Origin of the sequence: Pseudomonas cimarronensis (assembly GCF_049331905.1) — a bacterium.
Taxonomy (GTDB): Bacteria; Pseudomonadota; Gammaproteobacteria; order Pseudomonadales; family Pseudomonadaceae; genus Aquipseudomonas.
Map to the genome: position 1 here is coordinate 1,080,402 of NZ_CP186283.1, position 12,800 is coordinate 1,093,201.

General features: G+C 63.2%; 15 protein-coding genes. 1 reads left to right on the forward strand and 14 read right to left on the reverse strand.

Features of this window, described 5'->3' with window-relative positions:
- Positions 1-324: 324 nt before the first annotated feature.
- The 10 genes from ACOCLD_RS05080 to ACOCLD_RS05125 form a co-directional block, all read right to left on the reverse strand.
- Positions 325-750: an acyl-CoA thioesterase gene (locus ACOCLD_RS05080; protein ID WP_422911090.1), complete on the reverse strand. Its 426-nt coding sequence runs from the start codon at positions 748-750 to the stop codon at positions 325-327.
- Positions 743-2,284: an HAL/PAL/TAL family ammonia-lyase gene (locus ACOCLD_RS05085; protein WP_422911091.1), complete on the reverse strand. Its 1,542-nt coding sequence runs from the start codon at positions 2,282-2,284 to the stop codon at positions 743-745. Before ACOCLD_RS05085 ends, ACOCLD_RS05080 begins: the two co-directional genes overlap by 8 nt.
- A complete protein-coding gene (locus tag ACOCLD_RS05090) occupies positions 2,265-3,203 on the reverse strand; it encodes a glycosyl transferase (RefSeq protein WP_422911092.1) in 939 nt (312 codons plus the stop codon). The genes ACOCLD_RS05085 and ACOCLD_RS05090 overlap by 20 nt, the downstream gene beginning before the upstream one ends.
- On the reverse strand, positions 3,200-3,952 hold the full coding sequence (locus ACOCLD_RS05095; RefSeq protein WP_422911093.1) for a glycosyltransferase family 2 protein: 753 nt from the start codon (positions 3,950-3,952) through the stop codon (positions 3,200-3,202). Before ACOCLD_RS05095 ends, ACOCLD_RS05090 begins: the two co-directional genes overlap by 4 nt.
- Positions 3,953-4,061: 109 nt before the next feature.
- A complete protein-coding gene (locus ACOCLD_RS05100; protein WP_422911094.1) occupies positions 4,062-5,732 on the reverse strand; it encodes an AMP-binding protein in 1,671 nt (556 codons plus the stop codon).
- Positions 5,729-6,274 carry a hypothetical protein gene (locus tag ACOCLD_RS05105; RefSeq protein WP_233683477.1) on the reverse strand — a complete coding sequence of 182 codons (546 nt, stop codon included), beginning with the start codon at positions 6,272-6,274 and terminating at the stop codon, positions 5,729-5,731. The genes ACOCLD_RS05100 and ACOCLD_RS05105 overlap by 4 nt, the downstream gene beginning before the upstream one ends.
- Entirely contained in the window at positions 6,274-6,534 is a 261-nt protein-coding gene (locus tag ACOCLD_RS05110) for an acyl carrier protein (RefSeq protein WP_233683478.1), read from the reverse strand. The genes ACOCLD_RS05105 and ACOCLD_RS05110 overlap by 1 nt, the downstream gene beginning before the upstream one ends.
- 11 nt (positions 6,535-6,545) lie before the next feature.
- A complete protein-coding gene (locus ACOCLD_RS05115; protein ID WP_090249897.1) occupies positions 6,546-6,806 on the reverse strand; it encodes a phosphopantetheine-binding protein in 261 nt (86 codons plus the stop codon).
- Positions 6,781-7,596, reverse strand: coding sequence for a lysophospholipid acyltransferase family protein (locus tag ACOCLD_RS05120; protein WP_257776851.1), 816 nt, complete (start codon positions 7,594-7,596; stop codon positions 6,781-6,783). The genes ACOCLD_RS05115 and ACOCLD_RS05120 overlap by 26 nt, the downstream gene beginning before the upstream one ends.
- Positions 7,569-8,300: a beta-ketoacyl synthase chain length factor gene (locus ACOCLD_RS05125; RefSeq protein ID WP_422911761.1), complete on the reverse strand. Its 732-nt coding sequence runs from the start codon at positions 8,298-8,300 to the stop codon at positions 7,569-7,571. The genes ACOCLD_RS05120 and ACOCLD_RS05125 overlap by 28 nt, the downstream gene beginning before the upstream one ends.
- A gap of 212 nt (positions 8,301-8,512) precedes the next feature.
- Between ACOCLD_RS05125 and ACOCLD_RS05130 the strand changes: the two genes are divergently transcribed.
- Positions 8,513-9,283: a ParA family protein gene (locus tag ACOCLD_RS05130; RefSeq protein WP_422911095.1), complete on the forward strand. Its 771-nt coding sequence runs from the start codon at positions 8,513-8,515 to the stop codon at positions 9,281-9,283.
- 209 nt (positions 9,284-9,492) lie between these two features.
- On the opposite strand, the gene ACOCLD_RS05135 is transcribed toward ACOCLD_RS05130, so the two are convergent.
- The 4 genes from ACOCLD_RS05135 to ACOCLD_RS05150 all read right to left on the reverse strand — a co-directional run bounded on the left by ACOCLD_RS05135 (position 9,493) and on the right by ACOCLD_RS05150 (position 12,692).
- A complete protein-coding gene (locus ACOCLD_RS05135) occupies positions 9,493-10,293 on the reverse strand; it encodes a universal stress protein (RefSeq protein WP_422911096.1) in 801 nt (266 codons plus the stop codon).
- 88 nt (positions 10,294-10,381) lie between these two features.
- Positions 10,382-10,825 (reverse strand): PaaI family thioesterase, encoded by a 444-nt coding sequence (locus ACOCLD_RS05140; RefSeq protein WP_422911097.1) that lies wholly within the window; start codon positions 10,823-10,825, stop codon positions 10,382-10,384.
- A 94-nt stretch (positions 10,826-10,919) separates the two neighbouring features.
- The gene (gene trxC, locus ACOCLD_RS05145; protein ID WP_422911098.1) at positions 10,920-11,354 is read right to left on the reverse strand and encodes a thioredoxin TrxC; all 435 of its coding nucleotides are present in this window, start codon (positions 11,352-11,354) and stop codon (positions 10,920-10,922) included.
- Between the two features lie 60 nt (positions 11,355-11,414).
- A complete protein-coding gene (locus ACOCLD_RS05150) occupies positions 11,415-12,692 on the reverse strand; it encodes a bifunctional O-acetylhomoserine aminocarboxypropyltransferase/cysteine synthase (RefSeq protein WP_422911099.1) in 1,278 nt (425 codons plus the stop codon).
- Between the last annotated feature and the right edge of the window lie 108 nt (positions 12,693-12,800).

Sequence of the window (12,800 nt, forward strand, 5' to 3'; positions counted from 1 at the left end):
TCCCCTCAGGAGGCCGAGTGAAATCCCTGTGTAAGGGGTTGAGCGGCATGGATGCCGCGAGAGCTGCGATGGGCCAGGGATGGCCCTTCGCAGCGTGCCCCTGGAGCAGGGGTGGAGCGAGGGAACCCTGGCGCAGCCAGGGCCGTATGCGGGGCGCGCTTTCTCTTTGGTTACTTTCTCTTTGCGCGCGCAAAGAGAAAGTAACTCGTCCGACAGGACGAAACCGGTTAGCAAACACCGCTCCCAAAACACAGCGTTGGGTATCGCAAAGCTCAACCCAACCTACGGGGTTGAGCGCGCGGCTTAATCCGGCCAAAAGGCTTTTCACGCCAACACCTTCTCAACCGCCTCAACCAATACCTTGGGCGACACGAACTGCATTTCGCGGGTGGCGATTTCCACCGCCACCTGCACGCTGCTGCCACGGGTCATACGTTCACCGGTGGCGGCATCGCTGATCAGATAGTTGATCTTCAGGCGATTTTCCCACTCCACCAGATCGGCGCGCACGGTGATCTTCTGACCGAACTGCGCACCACGGATATAGCGCAGTTGCAGGTCGATCACCGGCCAGGCGTAGCCGGCGTCGCGCATCTGCACGTAGTTGTGGCCGAGCTTGTCGAGCAGGGCGCAGCGCGCTTGTTCGAAGTATTTGACGTAGTGGCCGTGCCAGACCACTTCCATCATGTCGACGTCGAAGAACGGCACCTGCAGCTCGATTTCCGCCTGCAATACACCTTTGCTACGCATAAAGACTCCAGTGCTGTTCGCGGATGCGAGTCAGGCACAGACGCAGCTCGGCTTCCAGGGCGCGGTCTTCGATCACCGGGTGGAAGTCCACGGCCAGTTGCTCGCGCATGGCGGCGACCGGCGCAGGGATATCGCTCTTGCCGTCGCGCTGGCGCAGCCACACGCCCTGGTTGGCGGCCAGCAGCGTGGCGGCGGCCACCTGTTCGGTCAGCTCCAGGCTGCGCAGGGCGTCGCGGGCGGCGATGGTGCCCATGCTCACCTTGTCCTGGTTGTGGCATTCGGTGGAACGCGAGAACACGCTGGCGGGCATGGTGTTTTTCAGCGCTTCGGCGGTCCAGGCGCTGGTACCGATCTGCACGGCCTTGAAGCCGTGGTTGATCATCGCGCTGACGCTCGGCGCGCCAGACAGGTTGCTCGGCAGGCCGTGGTTGTAGCGGGTGTCGACCAGCAGGGCGAGCTGGCGGTCGAGCAGGTCGGCGACGTTGCCCACCAGGTTCTTCAGGCTGTCCATAGCGAAGGCGATATGCCCGCCGTAGAAGTGCCCGCCGTGCAGCACGCGCTCTTCTTCGGCGTCGATCAGCGGGTTGTCATTGGCGCTGTTCAGTTCGGTTTCGATGAACTGGCGCAGCAGGCCCAGGCTGTCGGCCAGCACGCCCAGCACATGCGGTGCGCAGCGCAGCGAGTAGCGATCCTGCAGGCGGTGCAGCGGCGCGGTGGGTGCGTCGATGGCCAGGTCCTGGCGCAGCCAGGCGGCAACTTGCATCTGACCCGGGTGCGGTTTGGCGGCGAACAGGCGCTCGTCGAAGTGCTCCGGGTTGCCTTCCAGCGCCACCACATTGAGTGCGGTGATGCGCGTGGCTAGCTTGAGCAGGTAATCGGCGCGGGAGAACGCCTGGCAGGCCAGGGCGGTCATCACCGCAGTGCCATTCATCAGCGCCAGGGCTTCTTTCGGGCGCAGCACCAGCGGCGTCCAGCCCAGCTCGTTGTGCACGTCGATGGCGTTGCGGCGTTCGCCGTTGAACAGCACTTCACGCTCACCGGACAGGGTGGCGGCAACGTAGGACAGCGGCGTGAGGTCGCCACTGGCACCGACCGAGCCTTCTTCCGGGATCAGCGGCAACACGTCGTATTCGAGAAACGCCTGCAGGCGCTCGAGCAGCTCCACACGTACCCCGGAAACCCCGTGGCACAGCGACTGCAAGCGTGCGGCGAGCACGGCGCGGGTGCTGGCTTCATCCAGCAGCTTGCCCAGACCGCAGCCGTGGAAGGTGTATAGATGACGCGGCAGCGCCTCGACCTGATGCAGCGGCACGGCCACCACGCAGGAGTCGCCGTAGCCGGTGGTGACGCCGTAGATCACCCCTTCCTTGTCCAGCAGGCTGTCGAGAAAACGTGCGCCTTTGGCGATTTTTTCGCGGTAGGCGGCATCGCTTTGCAGCTGTGCCGGGGCGCTGCGGCTGGCCAGGGCGACTACCTGCTCGATGCGCAGGGGCTGTTCGCCAAACACGATGGGATCAGGCTGATGTGTCGTCATCTTCATTCCAGAACGGGTAGAAATTGAACCATTGCAGGGGCGCACTCAGGCAGCGCTGGGCCAGGCGGTCGGCATAACGCTGGGTGCATTGACGGATCGTTGCATCGCGCTCGCTGCGCTTCCACGGCAGGCGCTCGATAAAAGGTTCGAGGATCACCTGGTAGCGGCCATCGATTTTCAGGCAGCTCATCAGGTTGACCGGGCATTGCAGCAGCCCGGCCAGCAGCCAGGGGCCTTGCGGGAAGTCCGCCGGCTGGCCAAGAAAATCCACGCTGACCTTGCGGCTGCCCTTGAGCGGTACGCGGTCGCCGGCAATCGCCAGCCATTCGCCACGTTCCAGGCGCTCGGATAATTGCAGCATGATCGCCGCGTCCAGTTCGCTGACCTGGATCAGGCGCATATGACTGGCCCCGGCGTCGGCCAGCAGACGGTTGAACTGTTCGGCATGTTTGGTGTGCAGCAGCACGTTCATCTGCACCTGCGCGCCGACTTCGGCCAGGGCGCGGCAGACTTCCAGGTTACCCAGATGCGCGGCCACCAGAATCTGCCCGCGGTTCTGCCGTTGCAGTTGGCCGCAGAGGTCGTCGGGGTCGATCAGGTCGACCTGCTCCAGGCCGAGGCGGCCACTCCAGACGTCGAGTTTGTCGAGCAGGGTGTCGGCGAAGTTCATAAATTGGCGGAAGACCGAAAGCCGGGTCGGCTTCAGCTCGGCGCGCCCGCTCCAGGTCGCCAGGTTGCTCTGGTAGTGGTGGATGCTACGCCGCGCCTTGGCGCCGAACAGGTAGAAATACAGCACGATCAGATACAGCAGCGGGCTGATCAGGCGACGGCCCAACACACGCGCCAGCCAGGCGGTGAATTTCATCAGGATAAAACTGCCACGCTCGCGCTGGCTGGCCCAATGGCGTTGATCACTCATGCCCGCCACCTGTGCCAGAGAATCAGTGGGGCGCGCATTAACATGCCGAAGAACAGCTTGGCGTGCATCTTGGAAATCAGCGCATTGTCGAGCCACAGGCGAAAGTGCGATAGGCCGTCCAGCGGGTAATGCACCTTGGTTGGCAGCCAGTGCATCGGCTGATTGCGCCAGGCCAGGCGCACCAGCACCTCGGTGTCGAAATCCATGCGCTTGCCGAGGCTTACCGCGTCGATCAGCGCCAAAGTGGCCGGCAGCGGGTATACGCGAAAGCCGCACATGGAGTCGCGGATACTCAGCGACAGGGTGTTGATCCACACCCATACATGGGTCAGGTAGCGCGCATAGAGGCGGCCTTTCGGCACGCTCTCGTCGTATTGCGGGTAGCCGCAGATCAGCGCGTGCGGTGCGGCTTGCGAGGCATCGATAAAGCGCGGCAGATCGCTGAGGTCGTGCTGGCCATCGGCGTCTACCTGCAGCGCATGGCTGAAGCCCAGGCGCGCGGCTTCACGCAGCCCGGACATCACCGCGCCGCCCTTGCCCTGGTTGACCGGCAGACGCACGAGGTAGGTGTCGGGTTGTGCGGCCAACTGATCCATCACCGCTGCGCAGCTGCTGCTGGATGCGTCATCGACCAGCACGCAGGGCAGGCCGGCCGCATGCAGCGCGGCGACCACCACGGGTAGGGCGTGTTCGTGGTTGTAGACCGGGATCACCGCGCAGGGCTTATGGAAAGCTACCTGCGTTGCCATCGCTGCGTTAAGAGCAGGCTCAGAATGCTCATTTAGCGCTTGTAAACTCCGCTTCTTCGCCTGCTCTTGCCTTGCGCTGACTGCCTCGCCAACGCTTTCCGGGGTGTGTTTAGACACGGGCGGCTCCCAGCAGAATCCGCCCGGAGGAGCAGGCGGCCTCGCCATTGCGGAAGGCGAAGTAGAGCTTGCCGCGCGCGGCGTCGAAACGCAGGCTCAGTTGCAGACGGTCTCCGGGGCGCACCAACTGCTGGAATTTCAACACTTCCATGCCGCTGAAGCGTGGCGGCAGGTCCTTGATCAGCTGGCGCGCCAGTTGCTGCGCCCAGTCGATCTGCACCACGCCGGGCAGCACCGGGGTCTGCGGGAAGTGCCCGCTGAAATGCGCCAGGTCCAGCGGTACATCCAGTTCCAACTGCCATTCGCCGTCCTGCTCGACGGCCGAGTTGGGTTCGACCTGGGTCGGTCGTGGCGCTGCCAGCATGGCTTCGACGGTGGCCTGGGGCAGTTTGCCCTGGCTGGTGTAGGGCAGCTGCGCCAGCAGACGCCAGCGGCGGGGCAGGGCGATGGCTTCGCAATGGCCGGCCAGATGACGACGCAGGGTTTCAGTAACAGTCTTGCGGCCCTGATTGCGCAGGGCGTGCAAGCCGGCCGGGCTCAGGGCAACCAGGGCGCCGAGGTAGGCACGGCCTTCCTGCACCACACCCAGGCGTGCATCGCTGAGCCATTCATGGCTGCTCAGCGCCTGTTCGAGCATGGGCAGGGAAATGCGTTTTTCTTCCAGTTTGATAATCCGGTCCAGGCGGCCACGCAGGGCAAAGCGGCCATCGGCCTGCAGTTCCACTGCATCGGCAGTCTGCTCGCGGTGCCCGGCCGGCAGATACGGTGAGGTCAGGTGCAGCGCACCTTCGGCGTTTTGTCCCAATTCGATGCCGGCAAACGGCGTCCACAGTTCGCCGCCCTGACGCCAGGCAATGCCGCCGGTTTCCGAGCTGCCGTAGATTTCCGTTGGCCATTGGCCAAGCAGCGTGTGCAACTCGGTAGCGGTTTCGGCTGGCAGCGCGCCGCCGGAGGAAAACACCTGGCGCACCGCACTCAGGGCTTCCCAGTCCAGGTTGTCGCCCATACGTTTCAACAATGCCGGGCTGGCCACCCAGGCGAAAGCCGTGCCGGTTGCCAGGCTTTCGCGCTGCAAATCTTCGGGGAACGGCTGGGCGCGGCGCAGGAATACGCGGCCGGCGCAAAGTGGCCACAACACGCGAAACAGCAGGCCGTAGATATGCTGAGTGGCGACGCTGCCGAGGATGGTCGCGTCGCCAAGGTTTTTGCCCCACAGCTGTTCCAGTGCCTCGACTTCATTGGCCAGTTGGCGCAGGGATTTATCAATCAGTTTGGCTTCACCGCTGGAGCCGGAGGTGCACAGGGTCAACCTGCATTGGTCGAGATCCAGCGTGGCTGGCGGCAATGCGGCACTTTCTGGATTAAGCAGGTCATCCAGGTTGTCCAGCCACAGGTCGCACTGGCTTGCCATGCGCTGGCGGGTTTGCGGCTGGGCATCGGCCGGCAACAGCACGGCAATTCCGGCGCGCCAGGCGGCGAGCAGGGCAATCGCCAGCTCGCCGGCGTCGTCCAGATACAGGGCCAGGCGCTGCACGCCACGCGCTTGCAGCTCAGCGGCCAGGCGCAGAGCGTGCTGGCGCAGCGCTGGCTGGTCCATATCCGGGGTTGCCGGGCGACCGCTGTGGGCTTCGTCGAGCAGGTGCTCGAGGGGCAGCCAGTTCATTCATGTCTCCTTACGTGCTGGCGCACCAGCCACTCACCGGCAAACAGCAGGCCCATCAGGCCGTAGGCGATCAGCCCGGTATACAGGGTCCACCAGCTCAGCGGTGCCCAGAAGTTCAGCGCCACCACCACCAGGCCGTTGAGCAGAAAAAAAGCAGCCCAGACCTGCGTCACGGTGCGCGTGTAGCGCACGGCCACTTCCGGCAGCTGCGGTTCACTCAGGCGCGCCAGGCGCTCGATCAGCGGCGGGCCGAACTTCAGGCTGAGGCCGAACAGCGCCAGCAACAGGCCGTTGAGCAACACCGGGTACCAGCGCAGCAGTGCCGGCTCACCGGCCAGGCCGAGCAGCAGGCAGAAGCTCAGGGCCATGGCGGTCATCCAGCGGTTGCCGGGCTTGCCCCATTGCGTCAGCGCCCGGGCCAGCCAAAGGCCGCCGAGGCAGACGGCGAACAGCTGTGGCGAGAGGTGCTCCATGCCGTAATACACGGCAAAGGGGTAGAGCAGCCCGGCCAGCAGCAGGAGCAGGCCAAATAGGCGACTCATTATTCGCTGGCTGGGGCGTTGACCAGTTGCAGCACCGCCTCGACCACATCGCCAACGGTGCGTACCGCCTTGAACTCTTCGGCCGCAAGCTTTTTACCGGTCTGGCGCTTGATATGGTCGATCAGGTCAACCGCATCAATGCTATCGATCTCAAGGTCCTGATAAAGGTTGGCCTCGGGCGTAATACGCTCGGGCTCCAGCTCGAACAGCTCGACCAGCGCGTCGCGCAGGGTGTCGAAAATTTCTTCACGGGTTTGCATCGGCGGCTTCCTCAGGCGGTTTGTTGCGATGACACGAATGCCGCCAGGCTGGCTACGTTGGCAAAGTGCTTGCGGGTGTCTTTGGCTTCGGCGTCGATCTTGATACCGAAACGTTTCTGGATGGCCAGGCCGAGCTCCAATGCATCCACCGAATCCAGGCCCAGGCCTTCGCCGAACAGGGTCAGGTCGGCGGCGATATCTTCTGCGGCCATGTCTTCGAGGCCGAGGGCGTCGATGATCAGGTTTTTAATTTCCAGCTGCAAATCGCTCATCTTCGGCGAGCTCCTTAATAAAGTGTTGGTGCAGTACATCATTGAGTTTGCGGGACGCAATCGGCGCTGGCCCCAGTGCATTGAACTGTTGTGGGTCAATATCCTCGCCTACCCGCAGGCGGAAGTGAAAACGGCGCGACGGAATGCTGTACCAGGGCTCGGCCTTGGTCAGGGTGGTGGGCGTGACGCTGATTACCACCGGGGTGACAACGCGTGCGCCGCGCAGGGCAATGGCCGCTGCGCCACGGTGAAATTCCGGGTGCTGGCCCGGCGTGGTGCGCGTGCCTTCCGGGAAAATCACCAGGGTCTGGCCACTCTGCAGGGCGCCGGCTGCTTCGTCGAGCATGTCCATGCTGCCGCTGTTGCTGATGTAACCGGCGGCGCGGATCGGTCCGCGCATGCTCGGGTTGTCCCACAGGCTCTGTTTGACCACGCAGTTGGCGTCACGAATAAAGGCGATCAGCACCACCACGTCGATCAGTGACGGGTGATTGGCAATCACCATCTGGCCTGGCTGGCCGAGACGCTCGATGCCTTCGACTTCGTAGGTCAGCACGCCGCTGCGGTACATAAAACGTACAAACAGGTAGAAGGTCTTGCTCACCACGGCGCGCGCGCGGGTACGCCGGGCCAGGCTATCGCCCGGCAGCAGGGCCAGCAGCGGGAAAATCAGTACGCGCAGCAGCACCCCGCCGATGCCGAACAGGCTAAAACTCAGGGCCGTAGCGATCAGCCGCCACCAATAGGGCGCGCTGTACCGACTCAGACCTTGTTGCGAGACCAGGTCCATTGGCGGTTCTTCCAGTAATGTTGCAGGGTGGTCTGGTCGCTGCACAGGGCGCGTACCAGGTTGAGCGCGTGCGGCCATTCGCTGCGGACGCCGTCGCCCCGGCTTAGCTGCAGCTGCCAGTCTTCGCCCGGGGTCAGCAGCAGGCCAACCGCATAGGGAAACGGCACGTCATCGATAAACGGCGCGTACAGCGCGGGCGGGGTTTCTTCGGCAATCACCAGCAGCACTGCCGGTGCGCCGTCGTGGAGCATGCCGCAGGCTTCCAGTACGGCGTTTTCCAGGCCATCGCCGGCACCGGCAATGGCGGTCATTTCGCTGTGATCGCCGCGCTGGATCGACCACAGACCGATGATCGCGTTGTGCACCGAGAGGCTGAACTGGGTCGGCGACAGCGGCTCGTCGTGCGCCAGGTCGCTGAGAATGGTCAGGGTGCGCGGGGTTTCGCCATGCCGGCTGGCAAACACCATGGGCAGTTGCGGGTGCGCTTCGGCCAGCGGCCAGGCGACGTGAAAAGCCATACGTGCCAGGCGGCTCAGCCGCCGGCGTTGCATGGCGGGCAGGGCGCTGACATCCGGCTGTTCGCCGGCATCCGTCAGGCACAGCGGAGCCTGATGCCAGGCGCACCAGTCAGCCGTGCTGTCCAGGCCAGGGGCCCAGGCACGCCATTGTTCGATCCTGAAGTGTGTCACGCGCTGCGCGTCCATGTCGGCTACAGCCAGCCGCAACCAGCGTGGGGCTTGGCAGCAGGTGTGGCGAAGTGCTGGCATTATCCAGACCGCGCGGGCCGTGCGCAAATCCATGGCGCCGGGTTCTGACCATCGGCGACAGGTCAAGTGCCGAAAATCTCGCCCTTGTCACGTAGTTTGCATAGAATTCGGGACCATTTCGGGGTTAATGCGGGTCAGGGAGGTGTTTCATGCGGCGCGTGATCTTCAATCAGAAGGGCGGTGTGGGTAAGTCCAGCATCGCCTGCAACCTGGCCGCGGTGAGTGCCTCGCAGGGCTATCGCACCCTGTTGATCGACCTGGATGCCCAGGCCAACTCGACCCATTACCTTACCGGCCTGACCGGCGAGGAAATCCCCATGGGCATCGCCGAGTTCTTCAAGGGCACGCTGTCGTCCGCGCCGTTCGGCAAGAAAGGCAGCGTGGATATCTACGAAACGCCGTTCGACAACCTGCATGTGGTTACCGCCACCGCCGAGCTGGCCGATCTGCAGCCCAAACTGGAGCAGAAGCACAAGATCAACAAGCTGCGCAAACTGCTCGAAGACCTCAGCGAAGACTACGAGCGTATCTACCTGGATACCCCGCCGGCTTTGAACTTCTACACCGTGTCGGCCCTGATTGCGGCCGACCGCGTGCTGATTCCCTTTGACTGCGACAGCTTCTCGCGTCAAGCGCTGTACGGCTTGCTGCGCGAAATCGAAGAGCTCAAGGAAGACCACAACGAAGGCCTGGAAGTTGAAGGCATTGTGGTCAATCAGTTCCAGCCGCGTGCCAGCCTGCCGCAGCAACTGCTCGATGAGCTGATCGCCGAGGGCCTGCCGGTGCTGCCGGTCAACCTGATGAGTTCGGTGAAGATGCGCGAGTCGCACCAGGCCTGCACGCCGCTGATCCATCTGGATCGCAACCACAAGCTGACCCAGCAATTTGTCGAGCTGCACGACCTGCTTAACGCCAATTGAGCGTTGGCTGTAATTAAAAAAGCTGCCTAGGCAGCTTTTTTATTGGTTGGTTCAGAGCCTATTGAAGATCTCGCGAGCTAGAGCCATGCAAGGCGCTACGTTAGTAACAGCCTCCGGCTGGTCAAGCAGGTGAGGAAGCGGAGTGTACTTTTGTACATGAGCATTCCGAACCTGTTTTCAACGCAGCAGGGCCGACGCGCAGCAGATCGTCAGCGAACGACGTAAATGTCGCAGGGCGCCTTATGTAGGAAGTGTTGCGCCAGGCTGCCGAGCAATGCCTGCGACAGTGCGCTGCGGCCATGGCTACCGAGTACCAGCAGTTCGATATTGTGGCTTTTCAGGCGCGCTTGCAGGCAACGCAGAATGCCGCCCTGTTCCACCGAGTGGCTCAGGGTCGGACCTTTCTCCGGCAGGTTCTGCGCTTCATCTTCGAGCAGCTGGTTGATCAGCGCCTTCTGTGTCGCCAGTTGCGCTTCGACCTGCTTGGGCGTGCCCTTGTCCGGCTCGAATACGTGCAGGGCATGCAGGTCGGCGGTTTCCGGCAGCAGGCGATAGGCCTGGCCGAGGGCGCTGCAGGCGCACAGTGAGAAGTCGATGGCGGCCAGGGCGCGCTCATATGGGCGGAAATCGTTGCGTGCCACCAGCAGCAGCGGCACCGGGCAGTTGCGCGCAATGCGGTCGAGGCTGGTGCCGGAGAAGAAGTCATGGCGCTGGTGATGGCCGCCCAGTACCAGCAGGTCGCAGTCCAGCTCGCTGAGCTGTTGCAGGACCACTTCCGAGGGTTTGATGCCGCTGCGAATCAGCAACTGGCTGCCGGGCGGAGCGTACTGGGTGATGCTGCGATCCAGGGCCTGTTTGGCCACTTCATGTTCCTGACTGCTTTTGCTCGGATCAAGCACATGCAGGATGGTCAGTTTGGCGTTGAACTGCATGGCCAACTGGGTGGCGCGGCACAGGGCCATGTCGGCCGTGTCGCGCAGGTCGTGGGCAATAAGGATGTGACTGGGCATGGTCGGCGTTCTCCTGCCGATGCATGTCGGCACATTTATTGTGACCTCGAGTCATAGCTGGACTTTTGACCCAGGGCAAGGTCAGGCGTCAGCGCGTGCGTAATTGGTACAAGCCACGACTCTGAGCCACTACTTCACCACTGTCGTCGGTCAGCTGCAACTCTAAAACGTACTCCGCTTTACCCTCTTCTGTTGCCTGTTTTTGCAGCTGCTCGATTTGCGCCTCACTCAGGCTCGCTTCGACCTGTATATCACCGGTGGCCGGGCGGCGAAAACGCAGGTTCATTTCCTTGACGACGGGGTAGAAACGCTGCGTATCGAAGCTGGTGAGAAACAATGCCCCGCCAGGAATTTCCGCCAGGGTGAACAGCGCGCCGGCGTACATGCTGCCGATATGGTTCTGGTTACCCGCCAGCGGCATGCGCAGACGCACATGACCCACTTCCAGCACATCGGCCTTGAGCCCGCTGCGCTGGACAAAGGCAATCTGTTCTTCGGTGAGCTGGCGCACCAGTTCAAGAGGCAGCGGCATGGTTGGCTCCACAGTTATGGGTGTGCAGCCAGCCTAAAGGTTGGTCGTGAGCGCGGTAATGACCGCGGTGCCGTGGACGGATTGACCGATTCGCTCAAATGCCCTGCTGGCGCAACCAGCCAAGCAGCTGCGGCAAGGGCAGGGCACCGCTCTGCCGGGCCACTTCCACACCGCCTTTGAGCAGGATCAGTGTGGGAATCGAGCGAATGCCCATTTCTGCCGACAGTTGCGGGTTGGCCTCGCTGTCCAGTTTGCTCAGTCGGCAGCGGCCTTGCAGCTGCGCGGCGGCCTGCTCATAAATCGGCGCAAAGCTGCGGCACGGCCCGCACCAACTGGCCCACACATCGATCAGCAGCGGCAGGTCGCCCTTGTTCTGCGCATCGAAGTTGGCCTGGGTCAGTTCGAAGGGTGTGCTGGGCAGCACTTCGGCCTTGCAGCGGCCACAGCGCGGTCTATCGCCCAGGCGCTCGGCGGGAATGCGGTTAAGGCCGTTGCACTGTGGGCAGGGGATCAGCAGGGGATTGGACATGGGCGACTCCAGAGGCGGTTATCCCTTATCTGGAGTCGCTTGCGCGGATATCAAGGGTGATCAGCCCGCGGCAGCCTCCAGCGCCTGGGCCAGGTCGGCGAGGATGTCGTCGCAGTGCTCGATGCCGATCGACAGACGCACCATGTCGCGCGGCACGCCGGCGCGCTCCAGCTCTTCGTCATTCAACTGGCGGTGAGTGGTAGATGCCGGGTGGCAGGCCAGGGATTTGGCATCGCCGATATTCACCAGGCGCACCACCAGCTTGAGCGCATCGATAAAGCGCGCGCCGGCTTCCTGACCGCCGACAATGCCAAATGACAGGATCGACGCCGGCTTGCCGCCGCAGAAGCGCTGTGCCAGGGCGTGCTCGGGATGATCGGGCAGGCCGGCGTATTTGACCCAGGCCACTTGCGGGTGATTCTGCAGGTACTGGGCGACCTTCAGCGCATTCTCGCAGTGGCGCTCCATGCGCAGGGCCAGGGTTTCCAGGCCTTGCAGAATCAGGAAGGCATTGAACGGCGACAGCGCCGCGCCGGTGTTGCGCAGCGGCACCACGCGGCAGCGGCCGATAAAGGCCGCCGGGCCGAAGGCCTCGGTGTAGGTCACGCCGTGGTAGGACGGATCGGGCGTGTTGAGCAGCGGGAAGCGCGCTTTGTTATCTGCCCAGGGGAATTTGCCGGAATCCACCACGATGCCGCCGATGCTGGTGCCGTGGCCGCCGATGTACTTGGTTAGCGAATGCACGACGATGTCCGCGCCGTGTTCGAACGGGCGGCAGAGAATCGGCGTGGCCACGGTGTTGTCGACGATCAGCGGCACGCCATGGCGGTGCGCAGCCGCAGCCAGAGCCGCCAGATCGACGATATTGCCGGCCGGGTTGCCGATGGATTCGCAGAACACGGCTTTGGTTCTGTCGTCGATCAGCGCTTCCAGGGCGGCGATGTCGTCGTGGGCGGCGAAGCGGGTCTGGATGCCGAAGCGCGGCAGGGTATGGGCCAGCAGGTTGTAGGTGCCGCCGTAGAGCTTGGCCACCGAGACGATGTTGTCGCCGGCTTCGGCCACAGTCTGGATGGCGTAGGTGATGGCTGCCATGCCGGAGGCCACGGCCAGCGCACCGACGCCACCTTCCAGCGCCGCCACGCGCTCTTCGAGCACGGCGTTGGTCGGGTTCATGATGCGCGAATAGATGTTACCGGCGACTTTCAGGTCGAACAGGTCGGCACCGTGCTGGGTATCGTCGAAGGCAAAGGAGCTGGTCTGGTAGATCGGCACCGCCACGGCCTTGGTGGTCGGGTCGGGGCTGTAGCCGGCGTGGATGGCCAGGGTTTCCAATTTCATGCGCGCGTTCCTTCAGGGCAGATTGAAAGATGCGCAGCATGGAGAAAGCAGCAAGGCCCGGTCAATGCGTTGGAGCAATGAAACGGGCCTTGGGTTAGATCGATGTGT

Excerpts from the sequence above, each read along its gene's own strand:
- ACOCLD_RS05080 (WP_422911090.1), bottom strand. The coding sequence starts at position 750 with ATGCGTAGCAAAGGTGTATTGCAGGCGGAAATCGAGCTGCAGGTGCCG.
- ACOCLD_RS05085 (WP_422911091.1), bottom strand. The coding sequence starts at position 2,284 with ATGACGACACATCAGCCTGATCCCATCGTGTTTGGCGAACAGCCCCTG.
- ACOCLD_RS05090 (WP_422911092.1), bottom strand. The coding sequence starts at position 3,203 with ATGAGTGATCAACGCCATTGGGCCAGCCAGCGCGAGCGTGGCAGTTTT.
- ACOCLD_RS05095 (WP_422911093.1), bottom strand. The coding sequence starts at position 3,952 with ATGGCAACGCAGGTAGCTTTCCATAAGCCCTGCGCGGTGATCCCGGTC.
- ACOCLD_RS05100 (WP_422911094.1), bottom strand. The coding sequence starts at position 5,732 with ATGAACTGGCTGCCCCTCGAGCACCTGCTCGACGAAGCCCACAGCGGT.
- ACOCLD_RS05105 (WP_233683477.1), bottom strand. The coding sequence starts at position 6,274 with ATGAGTCGCCTATTTGGCCTGCTCCTGCTGCTGGCCGGGCTGCTCTAC.
- ACOCLD_RS05110 (WP_233683478.1), bottom strand. The coding sequence starts at position 6,534 with ATGCAAACCCGTGAAGAAATTTTCGACACCCTGCGCGACGCGCTGGTC.
- ACOCLD_RS05115 (WP_090249897.1), bottom strand. The coding sequence starts at position 6,806 with ATGAGCGATTTGCAGCTGGAAATTAAAAACCTGATCATCGACGCCCTC.
- ACOCLD_RS05120 (WP_257776851.1), bottom strand. The coding sequence starts at position 7,596 with ATGGACCTGGTCTCGCAACAAGGTCTGAGTCGGTACAGCGCGCCCTAT.
- ACOCLD_RS05125 (WP_422911761.1), bottom strand. The coding sequence starts at position 8,300 with ATGGACGCGCAGCGCGTGACACACTTCAGGATCGAACAATGGCGTGCC.
- ACOCLD_RS05130 (WP_422911095.1), top strand. The coding sequence starts at position 8,513 with ATGCGGCGCGTGATCTTCAATCAGAAGGGCGGTGTGGGTAAGTCCAGC.
- ACOCLD_RS05135 (WP_422911096.1), bottom strand. The coding sequence starts at position 10,293 with ATGCCCAGTCACATCCTTATTGCCCACGACCTGCGCGACACGGCCGAC.
- ACOCLD_RS05140 (WP_422911097.1), bottom strand. The coding sequence starts at position 10,825 with ATGCCGCTGCCTCTTGAACTGGTGCGCCAGCTCACCGAAGAACAGATT.
- trxC (WP_422911098.1), bottom strand. The coding sequence starts at position 11,354 with ATGTCCAATCCCCTGCTGATCCCCTGCCCACAGTGCAACGGCCTTAAC.
- ACOCLD_RS05150 (WP_422911099.1), bottom strand. The coding sequence starts at position 12,692 with ATGAAATTGGAAACCCTGGCCATCCACGCCGGCTACAGCCCCGACCCG.